At 70.1% G+C, this 16,404-nt stretch carries 14 protein-coding genes; 4 read left to right on the plus strand and 10 right to left on the minus strand.

The features are described from left to right. Positions 1 to 18: 18 nt before the first annotated feature. From LAO51_01765 to def, 3 genes are all read right to left on the minus strand, one after another. Positions 19 to 621, minus strand: a complete 603-nt coding sequence (locus tag LAO51_01765) for a LemA family protein (GenBank protein ID MBZ5637464.1) — start codon at positions 619 to 621, stop codon at positions 19 to 21. 83 nt (positions 622 to 704) lie between these two features. Next, positions 705 to 1,652 carry a methionyl-tRNA formyltransferase gene (fmt, locus tag LAO51_01770; GenBank protein MBZ5637465.1) on the minus strand — a complete coding sequence of 316 codons (948 nt, stop codon included), beginning with the start codon at positions 1,650 to 1,652 and terminating at the stop codon, positions 705 to 707. Continuing rightward, positions 1,649 to 2,179, minus strand: coding sequence for a peptide deformylase (gene def, locus LAO51_01775; protein MBZ5637466.1), 531 nt, complete (start codon positions 2,177 to 2,179; stop codon positions 1,649 to 1,651). The genes fmt and def overlap by 4 nt, the downstream gene beginning before the upstream one ends. 308 nt (positions 2,180 to 2,487) lie before the next feature. Here def and LAO51_01780 point away from each other — a divergent pair, with 308 nt between their 5' ends. Beyond that, complete coding sequence (locus LAO51_01780; protein ID MBZ5637467.1) at positions 2,488 to 4,569, plus strand: FecR domain-containing protein; 2,082 nt, start codon at positions 2,488 to 2,490, stop codon at positions 4,567 to 4,569. A 327-nt stretch (positions 4,570 to 4,896) separates the two neighbouring features. Here LAO51_01780 and mpl read toward each other — a convergent pair whose 3' ends face one another. The 3 genes from mpl to LAO51_01795 all read right to left on the minus strand — a co-directional run bounded on the left by mpl (position 4,897) and on the right by LAO51_01795 (position 8,816). Beyond that, positions 4,897 to 6,306: a UDP-N-acetylmuramate:L-alanyl-gamma-D-glutamyl-meso-diaminopimelate ligase gene (gene mpl / locus LAO51_01785; GenBank protein ID MBZ5637468.1), complete on the minus strand. Its 1,410-nt coding sequence runs from the start codon at positions 6,304 to 6,306 to the stop codon at positions 4,897 to 4,899. A gap of 11 nt (positions 6,307 to 6,317) precedes the next feature. After that, entirely contained in the window at positions 6,318 to 7,994 is a 1,677-nt protein-coding gene (locus tag LAO51_01790) for an AsmA family protein (protein ID MBZ5637469.1), read from the minus strand. Positions 7,995 to 8,150: 156 nt separating this feature from the next. Further along, positions 8,151 to 8,816 (minus strand): hypothetical protein, encoded by a 666-nt coding sequence (locus LAO51_01795; protein ID MBZ5637470.1) that lies wholly within the window; start codon positions 8,814 to 8,816, stop codon positions 8,151 to 8,153. A 293-nt stretch (positions 8,817 to 9,109) separates the two neighbouring features. Between LAO51_01795 and LAO51_01800 the strand changes: the two genes are divergently transcribed. The 3 genes from LAO51_01800 (at position 9,110) to LAO51_01810 (ending at position 13,494) form a co-directional block, all read left to right on the plus strand. Continuing rightward, complete coding sequence (locus LAO51_01800) at positions 9,110 to 9,721, plus strand: protein-L-isoaspartate(D-aspartate) O-methyltransferase (GenBank protein MBZ5637471.1); 612 nt, start codon at positions 9,110 to 9,112, stop codon at positions 9,719 to 9,721. Between the two features lie 70 nt (positions 9,722 to 9,791). Next, positions 9,792 to 11,273, plus strand: a complete 1,482-nt coding sequence (proS, locus tag LAO51_01805) for a proline--tRNA ligase (protein MBZ5637472.1) — start codon at positions 9,792 to 9,794, stop codon at positions 11,271 to 11,273. A gap of 28 nt (positions 11,274 to 11,301) precedes the next feature. Beyond that, positions 11,302 to 13,494 (plus strand): tetratricopeptide repeat protein, encoded by a 2,193-nt coding sequence (locus LAO51_01810; protein MBZ5637473.1) that lies wholly within the window; start codon positions 11,302 to 11,304, stop codon positions 13,492 to 13,494. 20 nt (positions 13,495 to 13,514) lie between these two features. Here the strand turns inward: LAO51_01810 and mazF are convergent, their stop codons facing one another. The 4 genes from mazF to gap form a co-directional block, all read right to left on the minus strand. Then, positions 13,515 to 13,859, minus strand: a complete 345-nt coding sequence (gene mazF, locus LAO51_01815) for an endoribonuclease MazF (protein ID MBZ5637474.1) — start codon at positions 13,857 to 13,859, stop codon at positions 13,515 to 13,517. Continuing rightward, positions 13,853 to 14,095 carry an AbrB/MazE/SpoVT family DNA-binding domain-containing protein gene (locus tag LAO51_01820; protein MBZ5637475.1) on the minus strand — a complete coding sequence of 81 codons (243 nt, stop codon included), beginning with the start codon at positions 14,093 to 14,095 and terminating at the stop codon, positions 13,853 to 13,855. Before LAO51_01820 ends, mazF begins: the two co-directional genes overlap by 7 nt. 178 nt (positions 14,096 to 14,273) lie before the next feature. Further along, entirely contained in the window at positions 14,274 to 15,167 is an 894-nt protein-coding gene (locus tag LAO51_01825; GenBank protein ID MBZ5637476.1) for a hypothetical protein, read from the minus strand. 223 nt (positions 15,168 to 15,390) lie between these two features. Further along, a complete protein-coding gene (gene gap, locus LAO51_01830; GenBank protein MBZ5637477.1) occupies positions 15,391 to 16,404 on the minus strand; it encodes a type I glyceraldehyde-3-phosphate dehydrogenase in 1,014 nt (337 codons plus the stop codon).

The following is a 16,404-nucleotide window of genomic DNA, read 5'->3' on the forward strand; positions in this document are numbered from 1 at the left end:
GGACCCACGGAGCGCGGATCAGAACTTCACCTTCGGGGCCTTCTCCGCGCCCGGCTCGGCCTCGAAGAACGCCTTCGGCTGAAACCCGAAGAGGCCCGCCAGCATGGAAGCCGGGAACACGCGGATCGCGGTGTTGTACGCCTGCACCGTCTCGTTGAACCGTCGGCGCTCCACGGCGATCCGGTTCTCGGCTCCCTCGAGCTGGCTCTGAAGCTCGCGGAAGTTCTGGCTGGCGGTCAGCTGCGGGTAGTTCTCCACGGTCACGAGGAGCCTCGAGATCGCGCCGGAGAGCTCCCCCTGGGCCTGCTGGAACTGCCGGAACCGCGCCGGGTCGTTGAGGAGCTCGGGAGTGAGCACCATCTGCGACGCCTTCGCACGCGCCTCGGTCACCTCGGTGAACGTGCTCTTCTCGAAGTTCGCCGCTCCCTTGACGGTCTCCACGAGGTTCGGGATCAGGTCCATGCGCCGTTGGTAGACGTTCTGGACCTGGGACCAGGCGGTGTCCACGGTGACCTGGCTGCGAACCAGACCGTTGTAAACCCCGACCCCCCAGCCGACCACGCTGAGGACGATCACGAGCAGGACGAGAGCCGCGACTCCGCAACCGATCCAACCTCGCATCGGAGGCCCTCCTCGCATCCCGCACTCGCGGGGCGCCCGATTCTACCAGTCTCCGCCCGAGCCGGTCCCGGAAGAAAGCAGGATCAGCGTGGGATGCGCTCGAGAAGGTCCCCGGCCGCGACGTGTCGACCGTTTGCCGCGTCCCGCGCGCTCATGACGCGGCGGTCCTCGGGCTGGACCCGATGGACCGCGAGAACCGTGCCTCCGCCGCAAGCGATCCGCACCGCGTCCCCCTCCAGGCCGATCACCGTTCCCGAGGCCTCGGCGGTGGAGGCATCGCGGTCCGCGCTGGCTTCTACGATCCGGATCCGCCTGGCGCCGCGCCGCAGCCACACCCCCGGCCACGGATCGAATCCGCGGACGCGGGCCTCGATCTCCCCCGCGGTCAAGCCGGGATCGACCTCCCCGTCCGAAACGGCGAGAAGGTGCGCGTACGTCGCGAGGGAGGGATCTTGGGGGCGCACCACGAGGGACCCGTCCGCGAGCCGCTCGAGCGTCTCGAGGAGGAGCGCGGCGCCCACGCCGGCCAGCCGCCTCGTCAGGGACGGGGCTCGCTCGCCGGGCTCGATCGCGACCTCGCGCTGCAGGAGGACGTCCCCCTCGTCCATGCGCGCGTTCATCCGCATCGTGGTCACGCCGGTGAACTCCTCGCCGTTCGCGAGCGCCCACTGCACGGGCGCGGCGCCTCGATATCGGGGGAGGAGCGAGAAGTGCACGTTCACGGCGCCCGCCCTGGCCGCCTCGAGCACCGGCGCGGGCAGAATCTTCCCGAAGGCGACCACGACGAGGACCTCCGGCCGAGCGCAGAGAAGGGCCTCGCGAAACTCCGGACCCTTCACCGAATCGGGCTGGATCACCGTGAGGCCCGCGCGGACGGCCGCGTCCTTGACCGCGGGGCATCGAGGCGCCCCCGACCGGCCGGCGGGTCGGTCGGGCCGGGTGACCACGAGAGGAACCGCGTGGCCTGCCGCCAGGAGGGCGGCGAGGCTCGGTACGGCGCTCTCGGGCGTCCCGAGGAAGACGACGTTCACTTGGCCGCCGTGGCGACCCAGTCTCCCGTCTTCATCCGCTTGCGAATCTGCCGCTTGATCAACTCGCGCTTCAGAGGCGACACGTTGCGGAGGAAGGTTTCGCCGTCGAGATGCTCGATTTCGTGGAGGAGGGCTCGGGCCATGAGGGCCTCGCCGACGAACTCCACCTTGTTCCCGTCGAGGTCCAGCCCTCGAACTCCCGCCCGGAAGGAGCGCTCGATTTCCAGCGTGATGTCGGGAAACGACAGGCAGCCTTCTTCTCCGACCTGGCTGCCCTCGGTCGCCGTGATCTCCGGGTTGATGAGAACCTTGCGCTCCTCCGGCCTCTCGCCCACGGTTAGGTCCACGACCAGCAGCCTCCAGGGAGCGCCGACTTGGTTTGCCGCAAGGCCCACCCCGGGGGCCGCGTACAGCGTGTCGACCATGTCCCGCACGAGTTCACGGATCGCCGGAGTGATCGCGTCGACCGGTCGGGTCGGGCGGAGCAGGACGGGGTCCGGGTAGAGGACGATCGGCAGCACGGCCATGGAGGCTCTTCCCGGCGAAATCGCCTTACGTTTCTTCCTTTGGCGCCAGGCCGAAACTACCATCGGCCCCCGAGAGCGTCAAGCGAGGCAACGCTCCCGCGCGGCACTGCGGATCCGGAGCTCCTGGGGCCCTCGCGGATGTCCCCAGAGGAGGACGGAGGGATTCCTACCGGTGACAGACGCGCGGTGTTCGGGCGCACGCGAGTCCGCGCCGTCTCAACCGGATCTCTCCCGTCTGCAGTGGCATGGAGGCTGCAGATCCCACGGGCGCGACGGTGGACCTCATGGGGGCCGCCGGGGAGGTCACGATGAACCGCGCCGGTTTCGCTCTCGCACTTGCGACCACCCTCCTACTTGCAGCTGGCCCGGCGCGGGCGCAGGCCGAAGACCCGGAAGCGTACGGGGACGATTACCAGCAGGGAGATTACGGCCGCATCCGCTCCGCCGAAAACGGCGCGACGATCGATCGTTCCCAGCCGGACAGCGGCGGGCGGCCCGGAGATGGCAGCGCCACGGTCAACGCGCCGGTCTTCCCGGGCGACACCATCCGCACGGGGCGCGACCAGAGGGTCGAGATTCAGCTCGCGAGCGGCGCGCTCCTTCGCCAGGACGACGATTCCGAGATGACTTACGTTTCCCTGCCGCGCCCCGGTGCGGAGTTCCAGGACAATACGGTGCTTCGGCTGTCCTCCGGCGCCGTTCGGATCGTGGGCGTGGTGGGGGAGAAGGAGACCTTCCGGCTGGATACGCCCGCCGCGTCCGTGTACGTCCTGGGCGATGCCGACGTGCGCGTGGACGTGGTTCGCGGCGGGTCGACCAAGGTGCTCTCGCACCGAGGCGTCGTCGAGGTCGTCGGCGAAGGCGGATCGGTGCTGGTGCGCGGCGGGATGCGGTCCGCTGTGGACGCGGGGTCGATCCCGTCCGACCCGCGCGCGTTCAACACGTTCGCGTCGGACGGATTCGACCGCTGGTGTGACGGGCGCGACGACGCCTACCGCGTCCGGAGCCGCTCTGCCGGATCCCCCGAGTACGACCCCGACGCCGGATACGGCGCGGTTCCCGGCGAGGTCCGGCCATACTACCACGAGCTTTCATCGTACGGTCGGTGGGTCGACGCTCCGACCTACGGATGGGTCTGGTACCCGTACGATGTCGCTCCCGGTTGGCGGCCCTACAACGACGGCTACTGGGACTACGGTCCAGGCGGCTACTTCTGGGTCGCCAACGAGCCGTGGGGATGGGCTCCCTACCACTACGGGCGCTGGAACTGGGTGTCGGGGTTCGGCTGGTGCTGGGCTCCCGGCCGGGTGTTCGGCGGCGCTTGGGTCTCGTGGGCGTGGGGATCGGCGTACGTCGGGTGGGCGCCGCTTGATTTCTGGGGTCGTCCCGCATTCGTGGGGAGTCTCTGGTACGACTACTACGACCCCGCCTGCTGGACGTTCGTCGGCTTCAACCACTTCGGCGGCAGGGACTATCGGCGCTGGGCGGTGCCGATCGATCGACTGGGCCCCGACCTGCACCGAATGGCGGTCGTGACCCGTCCGCCGCGCTTCTCCCCGAGGGGCCTCGCCAGCGACCCGTCGGTCCGTGAGCGGGCGGCGCGAGTGGCGATGCAAGACCGGGCGGCGCACGTCCGTCCCATCGTGCGAGATCGCGTCCCCGACACGAGATTCCGCGCCGTCGAGGATCGCCTGATCGAGCGGGACCGCAAGCAGGCGCGGCCCGGCGCCGGGCCGGTGGGCGCCCGACCCGTGGCTCCCGGTCCGAGACGGTCCGTCGGCGTCTCCGAGATCCCGAGATCCGTCTCGCCCACGGCGGGCAGCAGCGGGCGCGGTTCCCGGAACCCGTCTTACGGGGACGAGTCGGGAAGCCGACGCCCCAGGGTGGCGGCGGCTCCCCCGGCCGGGAGAGAGCGGAGTCAGGGCAACGGAGCGCCCGAGCCGGAACGCTGGCAGCGCAGCCGCTCTCCGAACGCGGAGCAGCAGCAGGCGCCCGGCGTTCAGGAACCGGCGCGTGGCCGTCGCGGACAAGACGGAGGGAACGGCTACGCGAGACGCATCCTCAAGGACCCGCTGGCCGAAGAGCGGGCACGCCAGCCAAAGCCTCACACGGACCGGCCGGCCGCCGACCGTGACACGCGCGACCGCGTCCGCGACATGTATCAGCATCTCGCCCGGCCCAGGGAGACAGGTCCCCGCGAGGTTCCACGCGACGTCCGACCGAGCCCGCCGTCTCCGCGGTACGAGCCGCCGACGCCCCGCGTCGAGCGGCGCGCCTCGCCGCCGGCCACATCGCCTCCACGGGTCGAGCGCCCTCGCTCGCAGCCGACGCCGCAAAGCGGTCAAGACGCAGGGCGCGCCCGGCCGAAGGAGAAGGAAAAGAAGAGATGAACGGATCCGAAAGCGTCCGACGCCGGCACCCACCCCTCATCCGGTAGTCGGCGCGGGCCGGCGGCATGGGTCGCCGGCCCGCTTTCTGTTCGGGTCAAGGCTGCCGGTTCGCAAGGGCGATTGCGCGCCTCGAGACGGCGGATTCTACCCATTCCGATGGGTACGTTGCGGACTCCGCCGCGACCTCGAGGTGAACAGTCAACACTGCGGTGCGATCGCGATCGAGCCTCGACCCGATCCCACGGTCGATCGCAGCCCCCATCACATGACCCATCTGAATGGGGAGAATCCGCCGTCACCAGCCTTGGATGTCCGTGGACGCCGCCCTCAGCGACCTCCCGCCCGCGTCTCCAGGGCAGCCAGCAGCTTCGCGTGGATTCCCCCGAAGCCGCCGTTGCTCAGGACGGCGACCACGTCTCCGGGACGCGACGCCTCGGCGAGATGCGCGACGATCGCATCCACGCCGGGGAGAAAGCGCGCGCGGCGTCCGCGCGTCGAGATCTCGCGCGCGAGGCGGTCGGGGTCGAGACGCTCCGCCGGAGGCAATGAGCTCGCCCCGAACACTTCCGCGATCAGCACCTCGTCCGCGGGATCGAACGAGGCGGCCAGCCGGTCCTGGAACACGTTGCGACGCAGCGACCAGGACCGCGGCTCGAGGACGGCCCAGACCTTCCTCTCCGGATATCGCCCCCTGACCGCCTTCAGCGTTTCCGCGATCGCGGTCGGATGGTGGGCGAAGTCGTCGAGCAGCGTCACTCCATCCGCCTCGCCTCGGACCTCCAGGCGGCGGCGGACGCCGCGGAACGAGGCGAGCCCCGCGGCGATCTCCTCCGGGGAGAGCCCTTGTTCCGCGGCGGCGGCGACTACCGCCAGCGCGTTCCGCACGTTGAACTCGCCGAATACGCCGAGGGCGGTCTCCGCGTACCGCCGGCCGTCCCTCTGCACCTCGAATCGGGCCCCCTCAGGCGCCGCCGAAAGTCCGGCGGCCCGCCAGAGTCCGGCCGTCAGACCGTACCCTTCCACGCGGGACAGCGCCCCTCGGGTCACCTCGACGGTCGTCTCGCAGTCCTCGTGGCGGATGACGAGCCCACGCCTCGGCACGATGTTCACGAGCCACCGGAAGGCCGTCTTCACCTGTTCGAGGTCCCGGTAGATGTCCGCGTGGTCGAACTCCACCGTCCCCACCAGAGCGGTGTCCGGGCGGTAGTGCATGAACTTCGGCCCTTTGTCGAAGAACGCGGTGTCGTACTCGTCCCCCTCGATCACGAACGCCGCGCCGTGGCCGAGGCGGTACGGCCGGTCGAAATTGGCGGGGAGCCCACCGACCAGGAATCCCGGATCCTGTCCCGCGTGGTGGAGCACCCACGCGAGCATCGCGGTGGTCGTGGTCTTGCCGTGGGTCCCTGAAACGACGATCGAGTGGCGCCCCGGCAGAAACCGGTCCTCCAGAACCTGCGGCATGGAAGCGTGCCGCAGGCGGCGGTCCAGGACTTCCTCGGCCTCGGGATTCCCGCGGCGGACCGCGTTGCCGACGACCACGAGGTCCGGAGCCGGGCGGAGGTTCCGCGCGTCGTAGGCCGCGCGGATCTCGAGACCCATCGCCTCGAGGAGCGTGGACGTCGGCGGGTACAGCTCCGTGTCCGAGCCCGTGACACGACAGCCGCTCTCGTGAAGGAGGCCGGCGAGCGCCGCCATGCCGGTGCCTCCGATCCCGATCAGGTGGACATGCTCCGACATCGTGGACTCCCTCAGTTCCCGCCGAGCAGCCGCTTCAGGAACCCCTTCCGGCCACGGTCACCCGCCGAGCGCTCGAGCCCTTCCCGCAGGACGCGATCGAGGTCGAGCTGCACGGACGGGGCCTTGAAGTCCCCACGGATCTTGAGAGGCATCGTGAGCCGGCCGCCGGGATCGAGGCGGAATTTGAGCTGTGGCGTCTCGCGAACGAGATCGCCGCTGGCCCGCCGCGAGAACGACGCGATCACGTCGAGCCCCAGCGCGCCGTCGAAGCCGACGCTCCCCCGGCCGTCGAGGTCGAGATCCGCGGAGCGGAACTCGAGGTCTTTCGTGTCCCCGCGCCCTTCGTGCACGTCGAACGACGCGGACACGTGATCGAAGGGCGTTTCGTCCCGTCCGATGCCTCGGCCCCCCGCCAGCTCCAGGATTTGGGCGACCTGCTTCAGGATCCCGACGGTCGGGAGCCGCCCGTCCTTGAGCTCCGCGCGCGCCGACCCCCGGATCGAGCCGGCGACGCTGCCCCCGGCGGCGTCCCCGCCGACGTCGAGCGTGAACGAGCCGACGCCGTGAATCGACCCCTTGCGCGAGGGGTCGATCGACGTCAGCAGTCGGTCGGCGTCGACGCCCTCGAGGCGCGCGTCCAGCCGGAACGGCGCGCCTGGCGATCCGAGGTCCAGGACCAGCGTCCCGTGGCATCGTCCGCCGTACAACGCGAACGTCGCATCTTCGAACCGCGCCGCCTCGCTCTCGATGTCCAAGCGCGCGCGGAGATCGGTCATCTCGAGTCCCGCCAGCCGCCCTTTCGCGGCCTCGATCGTGCCGCGGCACGCCGCGCGGAAGAGGAAGCCGCGCCGCGGCACCGGCTCCGCCGCGAACGACGTGGGGAACAACGCGCTAAGAACGGCGGCCGCCCCGGTTTCTCCGCGGCGGATGCCCGACAGCCGCGCCATCTCGTCGAAATCCACCAGTGGAGAGGTCAGGTGGAACTCCAGCTCCGGGCGGTCGCCGGCGAGCCCCTCGCCCGCCAGCGTCCCCTCGACCCGAGTCCGGCCGATCTCCGCCGTTCCCCTCAGGAAGAGCCGCAAGCGACCCGTCGCGAAGCCGTCGACGTCCCCGGAAGCGGCGACCCTGGAGGCGCCCGACTCCGCGTGAAGCGATGCGAGCCGCAAACGGTCGGGAAGGACCGTGGCGTCGAAGGCCGCGCGGAACTCCGGAGCGCCCGGCGCCGCACGGAGCGATCCCCTCGCGTCCCCCACGAGGCGCGGCGATCCGCCCTCGGTCCGCCCGAGCCTCACGTTCGCCGAGAGGCCCGACGCGAGCACCTTCTCTCCCGCGAGGATCGCGCCCTCGAGGAGAGAGACGCTCCGCAATCGGACGTCGCCGAGCAGCAACGACAGGATCGCGGGGCGGACCGAAACGCGTGACGCGGCGAAGCTGACGCCGGAGCCGGTCTCCGCCGCCTGCGATCCTTTGACCTCGAGCCCTTCCGCCACCAGCGCCAGACCGGCCCACAGGGACAGCCGCATCCGGGCCAGCGAGACCTTGTGTCCGAGAGCCTCGGTGAGACGCGCCTCGACGCGCGGACGGAACCGGTCGGCGTCGACGAGCCAGGGTACCGTCAGGCCTGCCGCGACGTACAGGGCGGCAACGGTCGCGACGCTCGCAACGGCGATTCGTGCCGGCCGTCTCACCCGATCACCCGACGCGTGCGCGGAGGGCGCCGGCACCGTGTCCGCGACCCGCTTTCCGCGCGCCGAGGTGCGCTTCGAGAACCCCGATGCGAGCGAGGCCTCGCGCCCCTCCTCTCCCGAGCGCCGGGCCCGGGATCGGTCGCCTCGGGACGCGCATCAGAACGTCCATTCGACGCGGACGACCTTGGCCGACCCGGGGACGACCGCGACCGACGCGACGCCCCATTCCGAGTGGCAGCTTCCCCTGCGCTCGACGCGTTTCAACGTCCAGCGCAGCGTCAGGGACTTCAGCGCGTCCAGGGCCATCCGGCCCGAGCCCTCCTGGACGCGGACCGTGGTGACGGTCCCGACGGGAAGCACCGCGACCAGGAACGTCGCCCCGTTCGGCAGGCTCGGCGCGTCGATCTGGTCGTAGTTGAACGTCGCGGGCGTCAGCACGTCGATCCCGTCCCCGCTCGCTGCGACGGACGAGATCCCCACGAGGGTTCCCGTGCCGAGCCCGAGCGCCTTGATCATCACGATGCCGTCGTCGTCGAGATCCGCCTGGCCGCGAGCCTTCTCCGCGTCGAACGCCGCGAGACGCCTGTCCACCCACGCGTTGAACACCTCGTCCGTCGGCGACGGCCCGCCGGGGACTCGCTGGCCCGCGTAGAGGCACCGGAGCATCTCGTGGTTCGCCGCCTGCACCGCGTCGATGTACGGGAAGAGCGCCTCCCCCGCCGTCCTGCGGCCGGGACCGCACCCTGGAGCGGCCAGCAGTAGCGAGACCAGAGCCATCCGGATCGGGGTCGGTGGCGCGACGCGCCACGTCATCGCTCGCATGTCGGTCTCCTCCCCCCCGGGCCGCATGCCGGGACAGCGGCCGGATTCTAGCCCATATGCGGTGCAGGAGCGCCGCGGCCTTGACACGCGGCGATCGCCCCGGTTACGTTCGGGTTGCGAGGAGACGAGATGCCGAGACGGGGGAGGCCGACGTGGCGCTCGGAGCGGCGGTGTTGAGCTTCGCGGCGGTCCTCGGGCTGGTCGGCGCGGGCGCCGCGTGCACAGTGGGAGGGGGCGACGGCCGCGAAGCGTCGCCGGCCGCGGAGGATCGGGAGCGCGCGGAGCGCCTCGGGATGGTCGAGTCCCAGATCGCCTCGCGGGGCGTGTCGGACCCGGTGGTCCTGGACGCGATGCGGAGCGTGCCGCGCCACCGGTTCGTCCCCTCGTCCGAGGCCCGGTTCGCCTACACCGACGGGCCGCTCCCGATCGGCCACGACCAGACGATCTCGCAACCGTACATCGTCGCCCTGATGACCGAACTGCTCCGCCCGACCCGGGAGATGAAGGTGCTCGAGGTCGGCACGGGCTCCGGCTACCAGGCGGCGGTGCTCGCCGAGTGCGTCGGCGAGGTGTACACGATCGAGATCGTCGAGCCGCTCGGCCGGCGGGCCGCGAGCCTCCTCGAGGAGCTCGGGTACCGGAACGTGCACGTCCGCGTGGGCGACGGCTACGACGGGTGGCCCGACGCCGCCCCATTCGACGCGGTCCTCCTAACCGCCGCACCCGAGAGGATTCCGCAGCCGCTCCTCGACCAGCTCAAGACCGGCGGCCGCCTCGTGCTCCCCCTCGGGGCCGGCGCCCAAGACCTCGTGGTGGTGACCAAGACGGACCACGGGAGCGTGCGCGAGGTCGTGGCCGCCGTCCGCTTCGTGCCGATGACGGGGAAGGTGCGGGACGCCCGATAGGTCTGGCCGCCTCGCCCCGACGGGCCGTATAATCCCGCCTTCACGCGCCGCCCGACGCCGAGAGGACCGCATGGCCAAGCTCATCACCCCGCGCGCCGAGGACTACTCTCGCTGGTACACCGACGTGGTCACCCAGGCCAGGATGGCCGACTACTCCCCGGTCAAGGGGTGCATGGTGATCCGGCCGCACGGGTACGCCCTCTGGGAGAACATGCAGCGCGTGCTGGACCGGATGTTCAAGGAGACGGGCCACCAGAACGCCTACTTCCCGCTGTTCATACCGAAGTCGTTCCTGGCCAAGGAGGCCGCGCACGTCCAGGGGTTCGCGAAGGAGTGCGCCATCGTCACCCACTCCCGGCTCAAGACCCTGGTGGTGGACGGCAAGACGACGGTCGTCCCCGACCCCGAGAGCGCGCTCGAGGAGGAGCTGATCGTCCGGCCGACGTCCGAGACGATCATCTACGCGATGTACGCCAAGTGGGTCCAGTCGTACCGGGACCTGCCCGTCTTGATCAACCAGTGGGCGAACATCGTCCGCTGGGAAATGCGGACCCGCCTCTTCCTGAGGACCACCGAGTTCCTCTGGCAGGAGGGGCACACCGCGCACGCGACCCACGCGGAGGCCGAGGAGGAGACGCTCCGGATGCTGGACGTGTACGCGACCTTCGCCGAGGAGTACATGGCGGTTCCGGTGTTGAAGGGGCTGAAGACCGACAAGGAGAAGTTCGCGGGGGCGCTGAAGACGTACTGCATCGAGGCGCTGATGCAGGACAACAAGGCGCTCCAGGCCGGCACCTCCCATGACCTCGGGCAGAATTTCGCCAAGGTCTTCGACCTCAAGTTCCAGACCGAGGCCGGAGACTGGGAGCACGCCTGGAACACCTCGTGGGGCGTCTCGACGCGCCTCGTGGGCGCGATCGTCATGGCCCACGGGGACGACAACGGCCTCGTGCTGCCGCCGCGCCTCGCGCCGGTGCAGGTGGTGGTGGTCCCGATCTTCAAGGGATCCGATCCGGTGGACCGGATCCTGGCGGCGGCTCGAGAGGTCCGAGACCGCCTCGCGAAGGTCGGGCTCTCCGTGAAGCTCGACGATCGGAGCAACTTGTCCCCCGGCTTCAAGTTCAACGAGTGGGAGATGCTGGGAGTGCCGGTCCGGATCGAGCTCGGGCCGAAAGATCTCGAGAAGGGTTCGGTGGTCGCCGTCAAGCGACCGAACCGCACCAAGACGTTCGTGCCGATGGCCGACCTCGAGGTCCGGATTCCCGCGACGCTCGAGGAGATCCAGCAGGAGATGTTCGAGGCGGCCCGCGCCCGGCGGGACGCGGCGACGTTCCCCGTGGACGGCTGGGAGGAGTTCAAAGAGAAGATCGAGTCGCCGGGGGGCTTCCTGCTCGCACATTGGTGCGGAAGCTCCGACTGCGAGGCAGCGATCCAGGAGGACACTAAGGCGACCGTCCGCTGCCTGGCGTTCGGCCAGCCGACGGAGGAGGGACGGTGCGTCCGCTGCGGCGAGCCCTCTCGGAAGCGCGTGCACTTCGCGAAGGCGTACTGAGCCCGTCCCGCGCGGCCGGGTCGCTCCCGTGAGCCGGCTCGCGCCGCGCGGACGGCGCGGCGGCGTCTTGCTCGCCGTCGGGATCGCGGCGGTGCTGCCGTACCTCCTCCTTCCCGGTCAAACGTTCGTGTTCGACGCTCCCATGGCGGTCGTGGAGAACCGCGCGGTCCAGTCCGGCTCCTTGCACGACCTCCTGACGTCGGATTTCTTCGGCGCTCCGGCGGACGCCCCGTACAGCAACCTGTCCTATCGCCCCCTCGTCTCGCTGACGTACGCGCTGGAGGTGCGAGCGGTCGGCAACGCGCCTTGGGCCTTCCACGCGGTGGACATGCTCCTCCACGCGGCCGCGTCGGTGTCGGTCCTGCTGCTGCTCGAGGCCCTGGGGATCGGGGGAGGCCTCGGTATCGCCGGCGCGTTCCTGTTCGCGGTCCACCCGGTCGCGAGCGAGACCGTCGCCAGCGTGGTCGGGCGGGCCGATTTGATGGCGTGCCTCGGCCTCCTCCTCGCGCTGCTCCTCCACCACGACGCCGGGCACCGGCGGAGGCCGTGGGTCGCGGAGGCTCTGGCGCTCCTCGCGCTGGGCGCCGCGCTTCTGAGCAAGGAATACTCGGTCTCGTTCCCCTTCCTGCTGGTCGCCTTCGACGAGATCGTTCGCGCGGGCGGTGCGAGGGATCGGCGCGACGCGACGCGACGGTGGGGATTCTGGGCGGGGGCGTTCCTCCTCCTCGGCGCGTACGTGGCCACGCGCCTCGCGGTCCTCGGGTCCCTCGGCGCGCCACCGGGGTTCTCGCCGTCCGACAACCCGCTGGCGGGGGCGCCCTGGTGGATCCGATGGAGCACAGCGTTCTCCATCCTCGCCCACGCCGCGAGACTGCTCGTGGTCCCGCTCGGCCTCAGCCATCACTACGCCGGCGGGAGCCTGCCGGTCGTCACCAGCCTCCTCGACCCACGCGCCATGCTCCCGGCGATCGGGCTCGCCGTCGCCGCCGCCCTCGCCCTCGTGGGCCTCCTCCGGCGGAAGTGGCTGGCCCCTCCCCTCGCGCTGCTGCTGTTCCTGTTCCCGCTCCTCCCGTCGCTCAACACCGTGGGGATCACCGGGGTGCTGTTCGCCGAGCGGTGGCTGTACCTCCCTGCCGCCGGCTTGGCGGTCCTCGCCGCTTGGGCCCTCGCTCGGGTCCCCGTGCGCCCGCCGTGGCCGCGGGCCGCCTGGGCCGCCTCGGCGTGCGTCCTGGTCCTGCTGGCCGGTCTCACGGCCCTCCGTGTCCGAGATTGGGGCTCGCCCGTGAGGCTCGCCGAATCGGCCCTCGAGGGATATCCCCGGACCGCCAAGGTCTGGCACGAGCTCGGAATCGGCCGGGAGGAGGGCGGACGGATCGCGGAGGCGGCGGACGCGTTCCGCCGATCCCTCGACCTCGATCCGTCGAATCCTCGAGCGTGGAAGAGCTACGCCGCCGTGCTCGGGCGGCTCGGCCGGCACCGGGATGCCACCCTGGCCTGGCGTCGTCTGATCACGCTCGCGCCGAAGGACCTGGCCGTGCTGTGGGTGGGCCTCGGAGATTCGGAGCTGGCGGCGGGGGATCTCGCCGAGGCCGTCCGGGCACTGGAGAAGGCGCGCTCGATCGCCCCGGCGGACCCTGGGGTCCGCTCGCATCTCGCCGAGGCGCTCCTCGGGAGCGGGAACGCCGCCGAGGCGGTGCGGGCACTGATCTCGGACCCGGTCGATCGCGAGGCGAAATCCGTGCTGTCCGCTCCGCTGCTTCAAGCTCTGCTGCGGCTGGCACGCGCCGGGACCACGGATCCCGCGGCGAGCTCGGAGTCCCTGACCCTGGCGCGAAGGGCCGCGGCCTCGGGTCTTCCGGACGCGGAGTGCCTCTTCGCGTGCGGGCTCGTCGCGTCGCAAGCCGCCAAGGAGGACGAGGCGCGCCATTGGTTCCGCCAGGCGCTGTCCGCGGACCCGGCGATCCTGCGTCGCCGCCACGAGGCGGCGGTGCGTCTCGAAGGCGAGGGGCGCTACGGCGAGGCCGCTGGGATGTACCACGAGATCCTGGCGGCCGACCCGGGCCACGCGCCCACGCTGTTTAACTTCGGACGGGTGCTCCTGCTCGCCTCTCGCCCACGGGAGGCCGTTCCCGCGCTCGTGCGCGGCCTCGCGATCCAGGACGACGCCAGAGCGCGGGAGCTGCTCGCCGAGGCGCGACGGAGGGCGGGCGGCGCGAAATAGAGGGCGGAACGGCGCGGGAGCTATTCCAGAAGCGTCTTCAGCTTCCCGAGGGTTTCGCCGACGACGCCCGCGGGAAGCGCGCAGATCAAGCTCGCCTTTCGGGCGCGCCAGTCCAGCGACTTCACCTGGTCCGACAGGATCGTCCCCGCCACGCCCAGGCCTGCGGGGATCCTCACCTCGAAGGGATACCCCTTCACCTGGCTCGTGATCGGGCAGACGAGCGCGAGCCCGACCTTCCGGTTATACGCGGCCGGGGACACGACGACAGCCGGACGTCGCCCCGCCTGCTCGTGACCGGCCTGCGGGTTGAGGGTGATCCACACCGCGTCACCCTGCGCGGGAACGAACGGGCGAGACGTCACCATACCTCGCGTCCCACGGGGGTTCCGGTCCCGACCTCGGCGTGTAGGTTGGCTCTCGTCACGCCGGAGAGGAGATCCTTCAGCGAGTATCGCGGACCCGCGGAGGGCGTCATGACGACTTTCCCCTTTACGACCGACATGTCCAGCTCGGCGCCCTCGTCGATGCGGGCGTCCTGCGCGACGGACCTCGGGATCCTGACGGCCAAGCTGTTCCCCCATCGGGCGACCGCGACGCGCATCCGGCACCTCCGCTCGTATCTACAATGAAGATACAGCGACCGGTTGCCGGATTCAAGCGCCGGAAGGGAAACGACTCCGATCTCCTTCGCGGGGACCGACCGGGACCATCGTATCGCCGCGCCGCGCCGTGGGCGATCTTCGCTCAAGTCACTCCGTTGCGATGGCACAACCCTCGCGCTAACGCGGTGGCTCGACCCGATAGATCGCAAATCCCGTTCGCTCGGAAAGTCCGACGTAAGCGTCGCCCTGCGAAGATGGATCGACGGCAAAGATTTGGCTGGGTCCTTTCGAGTAGCGGAGGGTGATCCGAAGCACCTCGTCGGGGACGAGCGTGGCTCGCTTCGCCTGCCCGCGATCGACGTCGGCGATGAGAACCGCCGTTTCTCCCCCGAAATCGGATGAAACCCAGGCCCTCCCCACGTTGTCGATCCAGATCAAGTGCTCGTAGCCCGCGTTGATTTCCATGGACGCGTCGACGGTACTCCCCGCGCCGATTCTGGCCACATGGGATCGACCGCTTGCGCTCCCGAGGAGATAACGAGGACGTCTGTCCCAGACCAGGTCGTCGACGTCGTCTAGCTTGAGCGGGTTCGCGACGTGAGCCGATACCGTCCTTTGCATGCCGCCCTCGTGAGACCACGAGTAGACGCGGAACTCGAGGTCCCCGTTTCGGGCATCGCAATAGATGAACAGCAACCCACCGTCGGGCGAAGGCTCGACGTGTACGTGTCCCTTTTCCGGAAGGTCGAGCCGCCACGGTCCGTCCACCCGCGCCCCCGCCTCGACCGAGTAAGCTGCAAAGGCGCTGGTCGTCTGGAAGATCGCGTAGGCCCTCTGGCCGGCCGAGACAAGCCACGTTTGCCAGGAAGGTAACGCGACTCCCGCTTTCCGCCGCCCCGGCAGCGCAGATTTGGTAGCGTTCCCCGTCGATGGGTCGAGGACGGCGATGGATCCCGTTGCCGGATCGTTGATGACCAGGCGATTGCCGACGAACACCATCGCGTCGGGGACGGCCCAGTCGGTTCGCGGATCGGCGGTGGGGTGCCCAGGCAGCCGGAGTCTACCGACCACCGCATTCCGGTCCGCCCACGATGTCCGAAGAACCTCGACCGCGCCCGGCCAACGTGATGGGTGGGGTACGCGACTTGCGTGCGGGGGCTCGGCCGCGATGCAGCACGCACAGGCCAGAGTGGCGGCGATCGCGCAGACGAGAGCCGCCGTGGCTCTCATTCGAACTGGAAGACGCTCCAGGAACATCGTGCCCGGGACCTCGAGCCGGAGATAGAAGAACGCGCTAGAGCGCCCAGAGCTTGTGGATCAGGTCCACCACCCGGCAGCTGTACCCCCACTCGTTGTCGTACCAGGCGATCACCTTGGCGAAGGTCCCGCCCAGCACGCGGGTGGACAGGGCGTCGAAGATCGCCGAGGAGCCGTTCTGGATGATGTCCGAGGAGACGATCGGCTCCTCGGTGTACTCCAGGATTCCCTGGAGTGGCGGCTTGGACGCCGCCTCCTTCATCGCCGCGTTCAGCGACTCCACCGTCGCAGGCCGGGTCAGCTCCGCCACGAGGTCCACGGTCGAGCCGTCCGGCACCGGGACGCGCATCGCGATGCCGTCGAGCTTCCCCTTGAGCACCGGGAGGACCTTGCCCACGGCCCGGGCGGCCCCCGTGGTGGTCGGGATGATGTTCTCCGCCGCGGCGCGGGACCGCCTGAGGTCGCTGTGAGGCACGTCGGCCAGCCGCTGATCGTTCGTGTACGCGTGGACCGTGGTGATGTAACCCTTGACGATGCCGAACCGCTCCTCCAGCACCATGGCCACGGGGGCGAGGCAGTTGGTCGTGCAGGAGGCGTTGGACACGATCCGGTGCTCCGGCTTCAGGTCCTTGTCGTTCACGCCGATCACAACGGTCGCGTCGATCTCGTCCTTCGCCGGCACGGTGAGGATCACCCGCTTGGCGCCGGCATCGAGATGCAGGGCGATCTGCTCGCGCTTCCTGAACCTCCCCGTGGCCTCCACGACGACGTCGACACCGAGGCTCTTCCACGGGAGCTTCGCCGGGTCTTTCTCCTCGAGCATCAGGACGTCCTGGGTTCCGGCCTGCATCCGGTTGTCGAGCAGCGTCACCTTCCCATCGTAGGGACCGTAGACCGTGTCGAACCGGAGGAGATAGGCCAGCGCATCGTTGCTTGTGATGTCGTTGAGGGCGACGACCTCGATGTCGTCCCGCTTGCTCAGGATGCGGAACACGGCCCTTCCTATCCGGCCGAACCCGTTGATCGCGACCCGCGGCTTCCCCGTCGCCAT

Source organism: Terriglobia bacterium, assembly GCA_020073205.1.
Taxonomy (GTDB): domain Bacteria; phylum Acidobacteriota; class Polarisedimenticolia; order Polarisedimenticolales; family JAIQFR01; genus JAIQFR01.